Consider the following 14,963-nt stretch of genomic DNA (forward strand, 5'->3'; position numbering starts at 1 on the left):
GTCGACCAGGGTGCGGTCGCGGAATGGCCACGTCGTGGCTCCGGAGGCAGGATATGCGGCCCGGCAGCCCCGGCCGGACGCATCGCGGACCGTACGTGTCCGTGAGTCCCGCTAGCGTGCCCCCATGACCAAGTCGACGCGGCGGACCCGGACCACGGCCGGCGCCGCCCCTCTGCTCGGCGCCCGTGCCCTCAACCGGGCCACGCTCGACCGCCAGCTCCTCCTGCGCCGGTCCCGTGAGCTGTCCGTCGAGGACGCCGTCGCCCACCTCGTCGGGCTCCAGGCGCAGAACGTCAAACCGCCGTACTACGCCCTCGCCGCCCGGCTCGCCGACTTCGACCCCGCCGAACTCTCCGACCTCCTGGAGTCGCGCCGGCTGGTCCGCATCGTCACGCTCCGCTCGCCCGTACACTGCGACCGCTCGTACAGGACGCACGCGAACGCGAACTCTCCGCCTTTCGGAAGGGGTTGGGCGGCGTCGACCTGACGGAACTCGCCGAGGTCGCCCGCGAGGCCGTCGATGCCGAACCCCGCACCATGAAGCAACTCCGCGAACTTCTGCACGTCCGATGGCCGGATGCCGACCCGCGGTCCCTCGCCGTGGCCGCTCGCTGTACGTTGCCGCTCGTCCAGGTCACTCCGCGCGGACTCTGGCGGCGCAGCGGACAGGTCGCCCTCACCACCCTCGAGCGGTGGCTCGGAGAGCAGGGGCCCGGTGCGCGGCCGTCCGGAGACCGGGCGCGTGACCTCGGCGACCTCACCGAAACCGAGACCGAGACCGACGCGCAACGCGACTCCGCCGTCCTCCGCTACCTCGCCGCCTTCGGGCCCGCCTCCGTCAAGGACATGCAGACCTGGGCCCGGCTCACCCGGATGCGGGACGTCTTCGAGCGGCTCCGGCCCGGGCTGCGCACCTTCCGTGACGAGAACGGCGTCGAGCTCTTCGACCTGCCCGACGCGCCCCGCCCCGACGCCGACACCCCGGCCCCGGCCCGCTTCCTGCCCGAGTACGACAACCTCCTGCTCTCACACGCAGACCGGGCCCGCGTGGTGCCGGCCGAGTACAAGGGGCGTACGTGGGAGGGGAACCAGTCGCACTGCGTCTTCCTCCTCGACGGGTTCCTCGCCGGCGTGTGGCGGCTGCGGGAGGACACGAAGGCCGGGACCGCCGTCCTCACCATCGAGCCGTTCGGGAAGCCGAGCCGTGCGCAGCGGGACGAGTTGACGGGGGAGGCCGAGCGCATGGGGAGGTTCTTCTCTTCCCCGGCCTCTTCCCCGGCCTCTTCCCCGGCCTCTTCCTCTGTCTCCTTCTCGTACGACATCCGCTTCGGGAGCGTCCGGGGTACGTGAGGGCGCTCAACTCGCCCACTGTACAGGTCCGTTCACCGCGTGACCCGCCCACCGCTCAACCCGTCCGCTCAGCCAGGAACGCCTCCCAGGTGCGGGTGCCCGACGCGGCGCCGACGGTGGCCAGGTTCTCCCCGCTCCGGTACGCCCGGCCGACCTTTCCGGGCATGCGGACCGGCATCAGCGGGCGTCGCTTGCCGGTCGACTTCAGGTAGCCGCGTACCAGCTCACCCAGCCCGTACACCTGCGGGCCCGACAGGTCGGCGACCAAGCCGGCCGGTTCGCCCAGCGTCAGCTCCACGAGGCGGGCGGCGACGTCGCGGGCGTCCACCGGCTGCCAGCGCATTCCGCCCGGAGCCGGTACGACGGGCAGCTTCCCCATCTTCTCCGCCACCGTCAGGGCGAGGTCGTGGAACTGGGCCGCCCGCAGCGTCGTCCAGGGGATCCCCGACTCGGCGACGGCCTGCTCGGCGCCCAGCTTCGCGCGGAAGTACGCCAGCGGGATCCGGTCCGCGCCGATCACCGAGATGTAGACCAGGTGCCGCACCCCGGCCGCGCGTGCGGCGCGCACCAGGTTCGCGGTGGCCTCGTCGTCGCCCTTGGGGCCGCCCGCGAGGTGCAGCACGGTTTCGATGCCCTGCAGCGCGTCGTCCAGGCCGTCGCCCCGGAGCAGGTCGCAGCTCCGGTACTCGATGCCGGGCGCGGGCTCGCGGCTGTTCCTGGTGAGGATGCGGACCGTGCGGCCTGCCTCGCGCAGCAGCGGTACGACGTGGCTGCCGAGTGTGCCCGTGCCTCCGGTGACGAGGATGGGGGCGGGGGTGGGGGTGGAGCCGGTGGCGGGGGTGGGGTTGATGTTGGTCATCGTTGTCTCCCGGGCAGAGGTGGACCTTTTGGGCCGTGGCCGTCCTTGTGGACGCACTGCCATGACGGATGGCGCGACGAGAGTGTGACCGGTGAGCGGGAAAACTTTTTTCGTGAGAAGTCTTCGGCGACCTGTCACGTCTTTCCGGCGGGATCCGTCAGGGAGGTGAGAGCAACAGCAATCCCCACCCTGAGGAGTTGTCGACCATGGAAACGCGTGCGATCACCGAAGAGGTCCCCCTGGTTCCGCGCATGTCCGAGGACCCTGGAGAGCTCGTGCCCGAACTGGCGGACGTGTCGGCGGCGCTGTTCAAGCTCGTGGGCAACGGCTCCGTTCCGCGGGCCACGATCAGTCTGGTCCAGTTGCGGGCGGGCCAGCTCGTGGGGAGCACGTACCTGACCGTGCTGCACACCGGATTCCTGCGGAAGGCCGGAGAGTCGGAGGAGCGGATCACGTCGGTGGCGTCCTGGTGGGACTCGCCGTACTTCACCGCTGCCGAACGCGCCGCGCTCGCGCTCGTGGAGGCGGTGCACCAGCCGTCCGCGGGGGGTGAACGGGTGTCCGACGCGTTGTACGCGCAGGCGGCCGAGCACTATGACGCCAAGGCGCTCGCCACCCTGATGTTCGCGATCGGGCAGGTCAACTTCTTCATCGCCGTCGCCCTCATCGCCAAGCCGATCCCCGGCCGCTCCTTCGGCGAACCCTGGAAGTAGCGGCCACCAGGTGGCCTCGGGAGCGCCATACGGAGTGGGCCCGCCGGAAGACCCTAAGGGAGCAGGCCCGCACTGCGGGCCGCCACCACCGCCTCCAGTCGGGTGTGGGCGCCCAACTTCCGCATCGCCGAGCGCAGATACCCCTTCACGGTCTCCGGGCGGAGCCCCAGCCGGTCGGCCGCCGTCGCGTTCGTCACGCCGGCGGCCACGCAGGACAGGACGTCCAGCTCGCGCGGGGCGAGGGCGAGGGCGCGGGCGCTAACGACGGGGGCGCGGTCGCGGCCCGGCACGGTCGCCGCCGACTCCAGGAGGCCGCACACGGAGAGGACTTCGGCCCGTAGGGCGGGGTCGGTGAGGCGAGGGGCGAGGGCGCGGAGTACGCCATGCGCGGCACGTACCTGCTCCCACGCCTCGGGCCCGGGCTCGGGCACGTCCTGCGGCTCGCTCCCTTCACCTCCTGCCCCGATTCCGTGCCCCGCGCCGGAAGCCGACCCTGCCCCGCTTCCCGGCCCTCCGCCGGGCATCGGCCCTCCGCCGGGCATCGGCCCTCCGCCGGGCATCGGCCCTCCGCCGGGCATCGGCCCTCCGCCGGGCACCGGCCCTGTGCCACAAGCCGGACCCGGACCACGCCCGGCCCCGGCCCCCGCCCCACGCCCCGCCCCGGCCTGCGCCGCCGTCTCCCGGGCCGCCGCCACGAGGGACCGCACCTCGTCACGTACGACAAGCGCCTGTTCCACGTCCCGGGCCGCGGCGACCGCCGCCGACAAGGCCCGGTCGCCGAGTGGCCGGGCCGCGCGCAGCGCGCCGTACAGGACCCCGCGCACCTGGCGGCGCACCACGACCGGCACCGCCAGCACCGAGCGCAGGCCCTCGGCGGCGACGGCGGCGTCGTACTCGTGGCTGATGTGCCGCGACGCGGGGTAGTCGATGACCGCGCACGGCCGGGACAGGGCGACCGCCTTGCCGCCGAGGCCGTTGCCGGACGAGACGGCGAGGCCCCGCAGGGCACGCGTGTCGGTGCCGCTCAGCTCGCCGATCCGCATCTGGCGCGCGTTGTCGACGAGGCCGCCGAACGCCACCGGGAGCCCCGTGGCGCGGCGCAGCCGCAGCAGCGCGGTCCGCATCTCCGCCGCCTCGCCGCCGTCAGCCGCCACGCGTTCGCCCTCCACCCCGCGACACCCCCGTCCGGGGGTAGTGAGATCCGCTCCCCGAATTACACGATGTTCCGTAGCGTCCGGCAATGAGTACGGCGGCCGGGAGACGGAAGCCGCGGAAGCAGCCAGGAGATGTGGAAGCAGCCCGGCGCCGGACCACGCGATCGGGTACGAGCAGGCATGAGCAAGCATGAGCGGGCATGAGCAGGAATCGAGTAGGGGTGCACATGACGATGACCGGGACGAGCGCCACGGAACAGTTCCGTACCGCACGGGACTTCCTCCTGCGGCATCGAGAGGACTACGCCGCCGCGTACGAGGGCTTCGCCTGGCCGCGGCCCGAGCGGTTCAACTGGGCGCTCGACTGGTTCGACGTCATCGCCGAGGGCAACGAGCGGACCGCGTTGCACATCGTGGAGGAGGACGGCAAGGAGGACCGCTTCTCCTTCGCGCGGCTCTCCGCCCGCTCGAACCAGGTCGCCAACTGGCTGCGCGGGCACGGCGTCCGGGCCGGTGACCGCATCGTCGTGATGCTCGGCAACCAGGTCGAGCTGTGGGAGATCGCGCTCGCCGCGATGAAGCTGCGCGCCGTCGTCATCCCGGCGACACCGCTGCTCGGCCCCGTCGACCTGCGCGACCGCATCGAGCGGGGCCGGGCCCGGCACGTGGTCGTACGTCCTGAGGACACAGCGAAGTTCGACGACGTGCCGGGCGCGTACACGCGCATCGTCGTCGGCGGGGGCGCCGTGGGCGGGGGTGCCGTGGGCGGGGACGCCGTCGGCGGTGGCGGCTGGCTCTCGTACGAAGCGGCCGACATGGCCCCCGAGCCCTTCGAACCCGACGGCGTCACGCTCGCCGACGACCCCCTGATGCTCTACTTCACGTCGGGCACGACCGCGCGCCCGAAGCTCGTGGAACACACCCATGTGTCGTACCCCGTCGGCCACTTGGCGACGATGTACTGGATCGGTCTGCGGCCCGGCGACGTCCATCTGAACATCTCCTCGCCCGGCTGGGCCAAGCACGCGTGGTCGAACCTGTTCGCCCCGTGGAACGCCGAGGCCACCGTCTTCATCCACAACTACTCCCGGTTCGACGCGGGGCGGCTGATGGCGGAGATGGACCGGGCGGGCGTGACGTCGTTCTGCGCGCCGCCCACCGTGTGGCGCATGCTGATCCAGGCGGACCTGACCCAGCTGCGCACCCCGCCGCGCGAGGTCGTCGCCGCCGGTGAGCCGCTCAACCCGGAGGTCATCGAGCAGGTGCGGCGCGACTGGAGGGTCACGATCCGCGACGGCTTCGGCCAGACCGAGACGGCCGTGCAGGTCGCCAACTCGCCCGGCCAGAAGCTGAAGCCGGGTTCCATGGGCCGCCCGACACCCGGCTTCGTCGTGGACCTCCTCGACCCGGTGACCGGCGAACCGGGCGCGACGGAGGGAGAGATCTGCCTCGACCTGAGCGCGAGCCCCGTCGGCCTCATGGCCGGCTACCACGGCGATCCGGAACGCACGGCGGAGGCGATGGCGGACGGCCACTACCGCACCGGCGACATCGGTTCGCGCGACGCGGACGGCTACATCACGTACGTCGGCCGCTCCGACGACGTCTTCAAGGCCTCCGACTACAAGATCTCCCCGTTCGAGCTGGAGAGCGCGCTCCTGGAGCACGAGGCGGTGGCAGAGGCCGCCGTCGTGCCCGCCCCCGACCCGGTACGGCTCGCGGTCCCCAAGGCGTACGTGGTCCTGGTGAAGGGCTGGTCACCCGGCGAGGAGACCGCCGAGGCGATCTTCGCGTACACCCGCTCGGTGCTGGCCCCCTACAAGCGGCTCCGCCGCATCGAGTTCGTGCCGGAACTGCCGAAGACCATCTCGGGCAAGATCCGCCGGGTGGACTTGCGCGAGCGAACGGCCGGGGGAGCGTCGGAGGGGGAGTGGACGGAGCGGGGGAGGGGCTGAGCCCTGCCGTCGTGACCCACCCGTTCGCGGGGCCCGCCGCGGTGCGGATACGCGGCGGGCCGCCCTGCTGTACGCCTCGGACGGCAGCCTTTGCCGTCTGGCTCCCTCACCCGTTCATCACCGATCGGGCTGAGGTGGCGCCATCGAATCTCTGAGGCTTGCTACGGCCAGTGCCTCAACGCCCTGCTGTACGGATTCCGAGGTACCGGCAACAACCTGACCGACGGTGGTGTGATCGGGCGATGAGGACGTCGTGCCAAGGTGCGAACTCGCGCGACTCGGCGACGCGCATCACGGTGCCGCAGCCGGCTGACTCACCCCACGCCCCCATGCCCCACTGCCCATCGAGCGCCGCACGGCCGTCGCCTACCGCGGCGGCGCCGGGAAGCATCCCGCCGTCGAGGCGGCGGTGGCGGCCCTGCGCTCGGCTGTCCCACCCGAACCCCGGGCCCGGGGTGGACGGACCGACGGGGGCGGAGGGGTGCGGGTGCCTGCGCCGTAAGGCGTATGCGGTCACCCGTACTGGCGCCCGACGCGTCCCCGGGTGACACTTCTGATTCATCGAGTGATCCATCGAGCTGTGTGCGGCGGCGGGCCGGTGGGCCTGGTGCCGCGAGGAGGACTACGCGTGAGCGAACTCTCGTACGCGCACGGCACCAGCGGCACCCCGCTGCTCGGCGACACCATCGGCCGGAACCTCGACCGGGCGGTCGCCGCCTGGCCCGATCGGGACGCCCTCGTGGACGTCGCGGCGGGTGCCCGCTGGACGTACGCCGAATTCGGGGCGGTCGTCGCGCAGTTGGCCCGGGGCTTTCTCGGGGCGGGGGTGGCCAAGGGGGACCGCGTCGGAATCTGGGCGGTCAACTGCGCCGAGTGGGTCCTCGTGCAGTACGCCACCGCGCGCATCGGCGCCATCATGGTGAACGTCAACCCGGCCTACCGCGCCCACGAGTTGGAGTTCGTCCTCCAGCAGGCGGGCATCTCCGTCCTGGTCGCCTCGCAGGCGCACAAGAGCAGCGACTACCGCGCGCTCGTCGACGAGGTCCGGCCCCGCTGCCCGGAGCTGCGCGCCGTCCACTACATCGGCGACGGCTCGTGGGACGACCTCCTGGACGCCGCCGCATCGGTTGGGCCGGACGAACTGGCCGCACGCGAGGCCGAGGTGAGCTGCGACGACCCCGTGAACATCCAGTACACCTCCGGCACCACCGGCTTCCCCAAGGGGGCCACGCTCTCCCACCACAACATCCTCAACAACGGGTCCTGGGTGGGCCGCACGGTCGGCTACACCGAGCAGGACCGGATCTGTCTGCCCGTGCCCTTCTACCACTGCTTCGGCATGGTGATGGGCAACCTCGCCGCCACCTCGCACGGCGCGTGCATCGTCATCCCCGCCCCGTCCTTCGACCCCGTCGCCACCCTGCACGCCGTCGAGCGTGAGCGCTGCACCTCGCTGTACGGCGTGCCGACGATGTTCATCGCGGAGCTGGGCCTCGCCGACTTCGCCACGTACGACCTGAGTTCGCTGCGCACCGGCATCATGGCGGGCTCGCCCTGTCCGGTCGAGGTGATGAAGCGAGTGGTCGCCGAGATGCACATGGCGGAGGTGTCCATCTGCTACGGCATGACCGAGACCTCGCCCGTCTCCACCCAGACGCGCCGCGACGACGACCTGGAGCGCCGCACCGGCACGGTCGGCCGGGTCCTTCCGCACATCGAGGTGAAGGTCGTCGACCCGGCGACCGGCGTCACCCTGCCCCGCGGCACCTCCGGCGAGCTGTGCACCCGCGGCTACAGCGTGATGCTCGGCTACTGGGACGAGCCCGAGCGGACCCGCGAGGTCATCGACGACGGGCGCTGGATGCACACCGGCGACCTCGCGGTCATGCGGGAGGACGGCTACGTACAGATCGTCGGCCGCATCAAGGACATGATCATCAAGGGTGGCGAGAACATCTACCCGCGGGAGATCGAGGAGTTCCTGTACGGCCACCCGAGGATCACCGACGTACAGGTGGTGGGCGTCCCCGACGAGCGGTACGGCGAGGTGCCGCTGGCCTGCGTGATCCTGCGGGACCCCGACGACGTACTGACGCTGGAGGAGCTCCAGGCCTACTGCAAGGGGCAGTTGGCGCACTACAAGATCCCCGCAGGGGTGCGGGTCCTGCGCTCCTTCCCGATGACGGTCTCGGGGAAGGTCCGCAAGATCGAGCTCAGGGAGCGGTACGGGGAGTGAGCGTGCCGACGTCCGGGAGGGCGCGGCGCATGCAGAGGCGGGGCCAGCGGTCGAGGCCCAGCTCCGCCTCGTGCGCGCGGATCCGCCGCAGGGCCGGGGTGAGTTCGGCCTCCGTGAGCGGGCGGAAGCCGATGCGCGCGTAGTACGGGGCGTTCCACGGCACGTCGGCGAAGGTGGTCAGGGTCAGCGCGGTCGCGCCCACCGTGCGGGCGTGGTCCGCCACGTGCTCGATCAGGGCGCGGCCGATGCCGCGTCGGGCGGCGCGCGGGTGGACGGAGACCTGCTCGATGTGGAACGCCGGGCCGGGGTCGTGCGGTTCGGCGACGGGTTCGGTGAGGAGTTCGCCGATGAGGTATGCGGCCGGGGTGGCGTCCGCGTCGGCCGGATCACCGGCGGCGACCCAGGCCTCGCCCGCGCTGCGGTACCGCTCCAACTCCTCGACCGTGAACGGCTCGTCGCCGGCGATCGCCGCCATGCCGAGGGCGCGGAACGGCTCGCCCGCGGCGCGCTCGATGTCCTGGAGCGCGGGCAGATCGGCGGCCGTGGCGGGACGGATGATGGGCATGGGCATGGGCGTGGGCGTGGACATGCGGCGAGTATGCCGTGGCCAAAACCGGTTGTGCGGCGAGGGGCCGACCGGCGATCGTGAGCCGGTCCTTCAGCTGGTTGGCGTGCCTGCCGGCCCGGCAGCCGATACCGTGAGGTGAGAGTGCACCAGCCGCACCAGTCCCAGGCGGGGGAGCCCGCGAGCCCCGGAGCCGAACAGGAGCGCGTGGCCGGCACATCGAGCGGCGCGGCGCGCCCACCCGGACTCGGTCGCGGCATGGTGCTGCTGCTCGCCGTCACCTGCGGCGTGGCCGTCGGGAACGTCTACTTCCCGCAGGCCGTCAGCCCGTTGGTGGCCGACGGCCTCGACGTGTCGGCCGACACGGCGGCGCTCGTCGTGACGGCCACCCAGTTCGGGTACGCGGGCGGCATCTTCCTGCTGGTGCCGCTCGGCGACCGCATCCCGCACCGGACGCTCATCGTCACCCTCCTCACGCTCACCGGGCTCGGCCTGCTCGGTGCGGGCGCCGCGCCGGGGCTCTCACCGCTGGTCGGGGCGAGTGTCCTCGTCGGCGTCACCACCGTGATCGCCCAGGTCATCGCGCCGATGGCCGCGGGCCTCGTCCCCGAGGAGCGGCGCGGCGCCGTCACCGGCACGCTGCTGAGCGGATCCATCGGCGGCATGCTGCTCTCCCGCGTCTTCGGCGGCGCCGTAGGGGAGTGGCTGGGCTGGCGGGCCCCGTATCTGCTGACGTCGGTCGTCACCCTGCTCATCGCCGGTGTCCTGGCCCGGGCCCTGCCGAGGTCGACCGCGCCGTCGCGGCAGCGCTACCCCGCGTTGCTCGCCGAGTCGCTGCGGCTGTTGCGCACCGAGCCGGACCTGCGCCGCTCCGGCTTCTACCAGGCGATGATCTTCGGTGCCTTCTCCGCCCTGTGGACCGGCGTCGCGCTGCTCCTGACCGGTCCCACGTACGGTCTCGGTGCCTCGGCGGTCGGTTTGCTCGCCCTCGTCAACGCCGGGACCATGATCTGTACGCCGGTGGCGGGGCGGCAGGTGGACCGCAGGGGCTCCGACGCGGTGAACCTCGTCTGCATGGTCGCCGTCCTCGCGGCCGCCGCGGTCCTCTTCTTCGGGGGCCTCGGCGGGGCGGCGGGGCTCGTGGCCCTCGCGGTGGGTTCGCTGCTGCTCGACGTGGCGATGCAGTCGGGCACGGTCGCCAACCAGGTACGGATCTTCGGCCTGAGCGACGAGGCGCGGGCCCGGCTGAACACGGCGTACATGACCTGCGCGTACCTGGGCGGCAGCGTCGGCTCCTGGCTGGCGGTCAGGGCGTACGGCGCGTACGGCTGGGCGGGGGTGTGCGGGCTCGTCGTCCTGCTGACCGGCCTCGCGCTCGCCCGGCACGTGACGTATCTGGTGCGGGTGGGGCGGCTGCGGGGTGCGGGGGCCGCGGGGTAGGGAGGCGCTCAGTAGCGGGGTACGGATGTACACGGGCCCGGGAGGTCCCGCCGGTACGCGGTCGTCCCCATGCGGCCGCGCGATTGAGGCCCCTCACGCCCCGGTGGCGACCAGCTCGTCCGCCGCGCTGTTGACCGGCTGGGGCGTGCCGGTGAGGTCGATGGTGAACAAGGGAACGCCCAGGGTGTCGGCGCGGGTACGGGCGCCCGCCGTATATCCGGCGAGGGAGAAGCAGGCACAGATCACCGGGGTGTCCCCGGCCTCGGTCATGGCGGTCAGCCACAGGCACTCGACGTCGCGCAGGTTCGTGGGCCGCAGCGTGGACTCGACCTGGGCCAGCAGGCCGCGCGCCGCGATCCGGGCGCCGGAGGGCGGTCGCCGGGCGGCGCTGCGGGTGTCCGGGTAGCCGAGCCACCGCAGATACAGCGCGGCCACCGTCACCGCGTCGCGCGCGTCGCGGATCGTCACGGGGCGGAAGGCGGGCCTCGGGCGCGGGGCCGTGCGGGGGAGTGAGACGTGGGCCGGCGGGTCGGGCGGGACGTCCTCGCGGGGGTCCTCCGGGCCAGGGCGGTTGCGGGGTTCCTCCCGGCCGGGACCGCCGAAGGACCGCTCCCCGCCGGGACCGCCATAGGACTGCTCCCCGCCGGGACCGCCATAGGACTGCTCCCCGCCGGGACCGCCATAGAGCTGCCCTTCACCGGAACCGTTCCCGGGGTGATCCCCAGGATTGCTCCCAGTCCCGCCCTCGGCCCTGCCCCCACTCCCGCCCCCGGTCCCGCCCCCGTGCCCCTGCCCGTCCCCCGAAATGACCGGAACGCGCAGTACGACCCCGCACACGCAGTCCAGCTCCGGCTGCGGCCAGTGCCCCGGGCGGCCGCAGGCCCTGCAGCGCACGGTGACCCACTCGTCGGCCCAGGCCCGGTCCCTTACCAGCTCCGGCGCGGCACCCCGGTCCACCGCCGGGGTCACGGGGGCCCCGCACGCGCAGGGGTAGGCCGGAGGAACGTACAGATGCTCGCGCCGGCAACCCGGACACCGTATCGGCGCGCCGCTGTCCGTCACCGTAACCACCGCCTGCCGTGAACCGCCCCGCCCCGCCCTGCCCCGCAATGCCGTGCCGTGCCGTACGGCCCGCCCTCGGGCCGTCGTCTCCTCCCATCCTCCACCCAAGGCATCCCCCGCGGCTGGAAGTTGGCACAACGGACGAACCGGGCTCCGGGACGGACGGCGCACGGGACGGTCCGCGAGAAAGAACCGGCCCTCTCTCCCGGCCCCTCTCTTGACGGTCTCCGGCACGCCCGCATACATTGCTTCCATATAGCAGAACTAAATTTCCACAATGCGGAAACAGAAGCTCACCGCGGGGCGCGACGGGAGCCGGATCCGCCAGCCGAATCCGGCAGCCGAAGAGCTGTCGTAGCTGTCGAAGCAGGAGAACCCCATGGCTCGTATGACCGCTGTCCGTGCGGCAGTTGAGATCCTCAAGCGCGAGGGCGTCGTCAACGCGTTCGGTGTGCCCGGCGCCGCGATCAACCCCTTCTACAAGGCGCTCAAGGAGAGCGGTGGCATCGACCACACGCTCGCCCGCCACGTCGAGGGCGCCTCGCACATGGCCGAGGGCTACACCCGGGCCAACCCGGGCAACATCGGTGTCTGCATCGGTACGTCGGGTCCGGCCGGCACCGACATGATCACCGGCCTGTACTCCGCGACCGGCGACTCCATCCCGATCCTCTGCATCACTGGCCAGGCGCCGACGCACCTCCTGCACAAGGAGGACTTCCAGGCGGTCGACATCGCGACCATCGCCAAGCCGGTCGCGAAGATGGCCGTCACCGTCCTGGAGGCCGCGCAGGTCCCCGGCGTCTTCCAGCAGGCCTTCCACCTGATGCGCTCCGGCCGTCCGGGGCCGGTCCTCATCGACCTGCCCATCGACGTCCAGCAGACCGAGATCGAGTTCGACCCGGAGACGTACGAGCCGCTGCCGGTCTACAAGCCGTCCGCGTCGCGCGCCCAGATCGAGAAGGCGATCCGCTTCCTGGTCGAGTCGGAGCGCCCGCTGATCGTCGCGGGCGGCGGCATCATCAACGCCGACGCCTCCGACCTGCTGGTCGAGTTCGCCGAGCTCACCAACACGCCGGTCGTGCCGACCCTGATGGGCTGGGGCACCATCCCCGACGACCACGACCTGAACGCCGGCATGGTGGGCCAGCAGACCGGCCACCGCTACGGCAACGCCACGTTCCTGGAGTCGGACTTCGTCCTCGGCATCGGCAACCGCTGGGCCAACCGTCACACCGGCTACGCGCTGGACGTGTACACCGAGGGCCGCAAGTTCGTGCACGTCGACATCGAGCCGACCCAGATCGGCAAGATCTTCGCGCCGGACTACGGCATCGCCTCGGACGCGAAGGTGGCCCTGGAGCTGTTCGTCGAGGTGGCGAAGGAGCTCAAGGCCGAGGGCAAGCTGCCCGACCGCTCGGAGTGGGTCGCCTCCCACCTGGAGCGCAAGGAGACGCTGCAGCGCCGCACGCACTTCGACGACATCCCCATGAAGCCGCAGCGCGTCTACGAGGAGATGAACAAGGCGTTCGGCAGGGACACGCGGTACGTCACGACCATCGGTCTCTCGCAGATCGCCGGCGCGCAGATGCTGCACGTCTACAAGCCGCGCAACTGGATCAACTGCGGCCAGGCGGGCCCGCTGGGCTGGACCATCCCGGCCGCGCTCGGCGCCGCGAAGGCGGACCCGGACGCGCAGGTCGTCGCGCTCTCGGGTGACTACGACTTCCAGTTCATGATCGAGGAGCTGGCGGTCGGCGCGCAGCACCGCATCCCCTACGTCCACGTCCTCGTGAACAACGCCTACCTGGGCCTGATCCGTCAGGCGCAGATCGGTCTGGACATCAACTTCCAGGTCAACCTGGAGTTTGAGAACCAGAACAGTCCTGAGCTGGGCGTCTACGGCGTCGACCACGTCAAGGTCGCCGAGGGCCTCGGCTGCAAGGCGATCCGCGTGACCGACCCGAACGAGCTGGCCACCGCCTTCGAGCAGGCCAAGAAGATGGCCCAGGAGTTCCAGGTGCCGGTCGTCGTCGAGGCGATCCTGGAGCGCATCACCAACATCTCGATGAGCCCGACCGCGGACATCAGCGCGGTGAAGGAGTTCGAGGAGATCGCGACGGAGCCGGGCCACGCGCCGACGGCGATCCGCCCGCTGAAGGTCTGACCGACCGCTCCTCCGAAGCCGGGGCGGCCCACCCGTGGGGGGTGGGCCGCCCCTTTGGTGTATCAGGGGCGTTGTCAGCGCTGGGCGGCACACTGGCGGGCATGCAACCAAGAGCTGACGCGACGCTGGAGAAGCAGGTGCAGATCGCCGCGGAGGCGGCAGCGGACGCGGGGACGGGCGAGTGCCTGGCGGCCGTGGCGGGGCACCTGCGCTCGGACCCGAGGGGGAACATCCGGGGCGGCAAGAAGCTCCTCGGGCTGTTGGAGGAGGCCCGGAGCAAGGCGGCCGCGGCCGGGGAGTGGCAGGTCGTACGCCTCGTGCAGGGCGCCCTGGACTATGCCGAAGGGCGCATTCTCAAGCCGGAGCTGGACGACCGTCTGCGGCTGTTCCGGGACGGCGAGCGCCGCTCAGGCATCGGGGGCATCGGGGGTGTCGTCGCGGCGGGTTACGCCCACGCGGCGGACGCCTGCGAGAGCTACCTCGCCACGCATCCCGAGGCGTCGGCGCGGGAGTTGTCGGACCGGCTGCGGGGCCTGGAGCGGGACGCCCGATTCCTGGAGGCACCGGTAGACCGCCCGGGGCGCTACGTCGTCCCGCGCGGCAGCGGGGAGCTGGCGCTCTGGCTGGAGCGCATCCTGCGCGACGGCCGCATCGACATCGAGGACCCTGCCGAGGCGGCCCGGCGGATCACCACCTCACCGGAGGCGCTGGCGCTGCTCGCCGCCGATGACGAGGGGCAACTCGTGCTGCAAGCCGCCGAGTTGCGGCGTCGCTCGGCCGGCCTGGAGGAGCTGCGACACGTCGTCGAGGACCCCGGCGCATCCGAGCACGACCTGCAACGGGCTCTGCAAGGCCAGCCCTGGATCTTCGGCGGCCGTTATGTCGGCGAGGCCGCTCAACGGCGGCTCGTGCCCGGTGACGAGGTGGACATCGCCTTGACACGTGGCGACGGCGCCCTGCACATCGTCGAGCTCAAGCGCGCCATGAGCCTCGAAGGGCCGCTGGTCAAGAGGCATCGCAACGCCTGGGTGCCCACCGCCAGGGTGCATGACGCCGTGGGGCAGGCCGTCAACTACCTGACCGGCCTGGACGAGTACCGCGGCAGCATCCGTGAGGAGTTCGGCATCGAGGTGCGCAGGGCCAGTGCGCTGGTCCTGATCGGGCACCCTGCGCTGCAGCCCGACGTGCCCGAGCAGGAGCTCAACGACGCTCTGCGGACGTTCAACTCACACACCGTCCGCGTCGAGGTCCTCACCTACAAGGAGCTCGTCGACAACGCCCACCGCTCCCTGGCCGGCCCCGCGCACGCGAAAGAGCGCCGGATACGGGACCGTCCGTACCCGGCGCTCCGGCCGTGAGGTTCTACGTGGTGACCGCCCGACCGCGCGCGACTGGCGGAACATGCATACGCGCTGCCGGACGGAGTCCATGGGGGCCTCCGGGGCGGGCGGAGGGATCGGTC

General features: G+C 71.9%; 10 protein-coding genes and 1 pseudogene. 7 read left to right on the forward strand and 4 right to left on the reverse strand.

Annotated elements, in window-relative coordinates; genetic code table 11:
* Nucleotides 1-124: 124 nt before the first annotated feature.
* A pseudogene (locus tag ACZ6B8_RS08945) lies at nucleotides 125-1,350 on the forward strand (winged helix DNA-binding domain-containing protein).
* A 55-nt stretch (nucleotides 1,351-1,405) separates the two neighbouring features.
* Here ACZ6B8_RS08945 and ACZ6B8_RS08950 read toward each other — a convergent pair.
* Complete coding sequence (locus ACZ6B8_RS08950; protein ID WP_471077837.1) at nucleotides 1,406-2,209, reverse strand: SDR family oxidoreductase; 804 nt, start codon at nucleotides 2,207-2,209, stop codon at nucleotides 1,406-1,408.
* Nucleotides 2,210-2,415: 206 nt separating this feature from the next.
* Here ACZ6B8_RS08950 and ACZ6B8_RS08955 point away from each other — a divergent pair, with 206 nt between their 5' ends.
* On the forward strand, nucleotides 2,416-2,922 hold the full coding sequence (locus ACZ6B8_RS08955; protein ID WP_471606751.1) for a carboxymuconolactone decarboxylase family protein: 507 nt from the start codon (nucleotides 2,416-2,418) through the stop codon (nucleotides 2,920-2,922).
* A 53-nt stretch (nucleotides 2,923-2,975) separates the two neighbouring features.
* Here ACZ6B8_RS08955 and ACZ6B8_RS08960 read toward each other — a convergent pair whose 3' ends face one another.
* Nucleotides 2,976-4,076: a response regulator transcription factor gene (locus ACZ6B8_RS08960; RefSeq protein WP_471606752.1), complete on the reverse strand. Its 1,101-nt coding sequence runs from the start codon at nucleotides 4,074-4,076 to the stop codon at nucleotides 2,976-2,978.
* Nucleotides 4,077-4,309: 233 nt separating this feature from the next.
* Here ACZ6B8_RS08960 and ACZ6B8_RS08965 point away from each other — a divergent pair, with 233 nt between their 5' ends.
* Both ACZ6B8_RS08965 and ACZ6B8_RS08970 read left to right on the forward strand, forming a co-directional pair.
* Nucleotides 4,310-6,031 (forward strand): AMP-binding protein, encoded by a 1,722-nt coding sequence (locus ACZ6B8_RS08965; protein ID WP_471607177.1) that lies wholly within the window; start codon nucleotides 4,310-4,312, stop codon nucleotides 6,029-6,031.
* Nucleotides 6,032-6,659: 628 nt separating this feature from the next.
* Complete coding sequence (locus ACZ6B8_RS08970; protein ID WP_471606753.1) at nucleotides 6,660-8,267, forward strand: AMP-binding protein; 1,608 nt, start codon at nucleotides 6,660-6,662, stop codon at nucleotides 8,265-8,267.
* On the opposite strand, the gene ACZ6B8_RS08975 is transcribed toward ACZ6B8_RS08970, so the two are convergent.
* Entirely contained in the window at nucleotides 8,245-8,856 is a 612-nt protein-coding gene (locus ACZ6B8_RS08975) for a GNAT family N-acetyltransferase (RefSeq protein ID WP_471606754.1), read from the reverse strand. The genes ACZ6B8_RS08970 and ACZ6B8_RS08975 overlap by 23 nt on opposite strands.
* 234 nt (nucleotides 8,857-9,090) lie before the next feature.
* Between ACZ6B8_RS08975 and ACZ6B8_RS08980 the strand changes: the two genes are divergently transcribed.
* Nucleotides 9,091-10,272: an MFS transporter gene (locus ACZ6B8_RS08980; RefSeq protein WP_471607178.1), complete on the forward strand. Its 1,182-nt coding sequence runs from the start codon at nucleotides 9,091-9,093 to the stop codon at nucleotides 10,270-10,272.
* 93 nt (nucleotides 10,273-10,365) lie between these two features.
* Here the strand turns inward: ACZ6B8_RS08980 and ACZ6B8_RS08985 are convergent, their stop codons facing one another.
* Nucleotides 10,366-10,740 carry a hypothetical protein gene (locus ACZ6B8_RS08985; protein WP_471606755.1) on the reverse strand — a complete coding sequence of 125 codons (375 nt, stop codon included), beginning with the start codon at nucleotides 10,738-10,740 and terminating at the stop codon, nucleotides 10,366-10,368.
* Nucleotides 10,741-11,713: 973 nt separating this feature from the next.
* Here ACZ6B8_RS08985 and gcl point away from each other — a divergent pair.
* Nucleotides 11,714-13,501, forward strand: coding sequence for a glyoxylate carboligase (gene gcl, locus ACZ6B8_RS08990; RefSeq protein ID WP_471606756.1), 1,788 nt, complete (start codon nucleotides 11,714-11,716; stop codon nucleotides 13,499-13,501).
* Between the two features lie 101 nt (nucleotides 13,502-13,602).
* On the forward strand, nucleotides 13,603-14,859 hold the full coding sequence (locus ACZ6B8_RS08995; RefSeq protein WP_471077858.1) for a Shedu anti-phage system protein SduA domain-containing protein: 1,257 nt from the start codon (nucleotides 13,603-13,605) through the stop codon (nucleotides 14,857-14,859).
* Nucleotides 14,860-14,963: the final 104 nt, after the last annotated feature.

Source organism: Streptomyces sp. NPDC041122 (assembly GCF_055592445.1).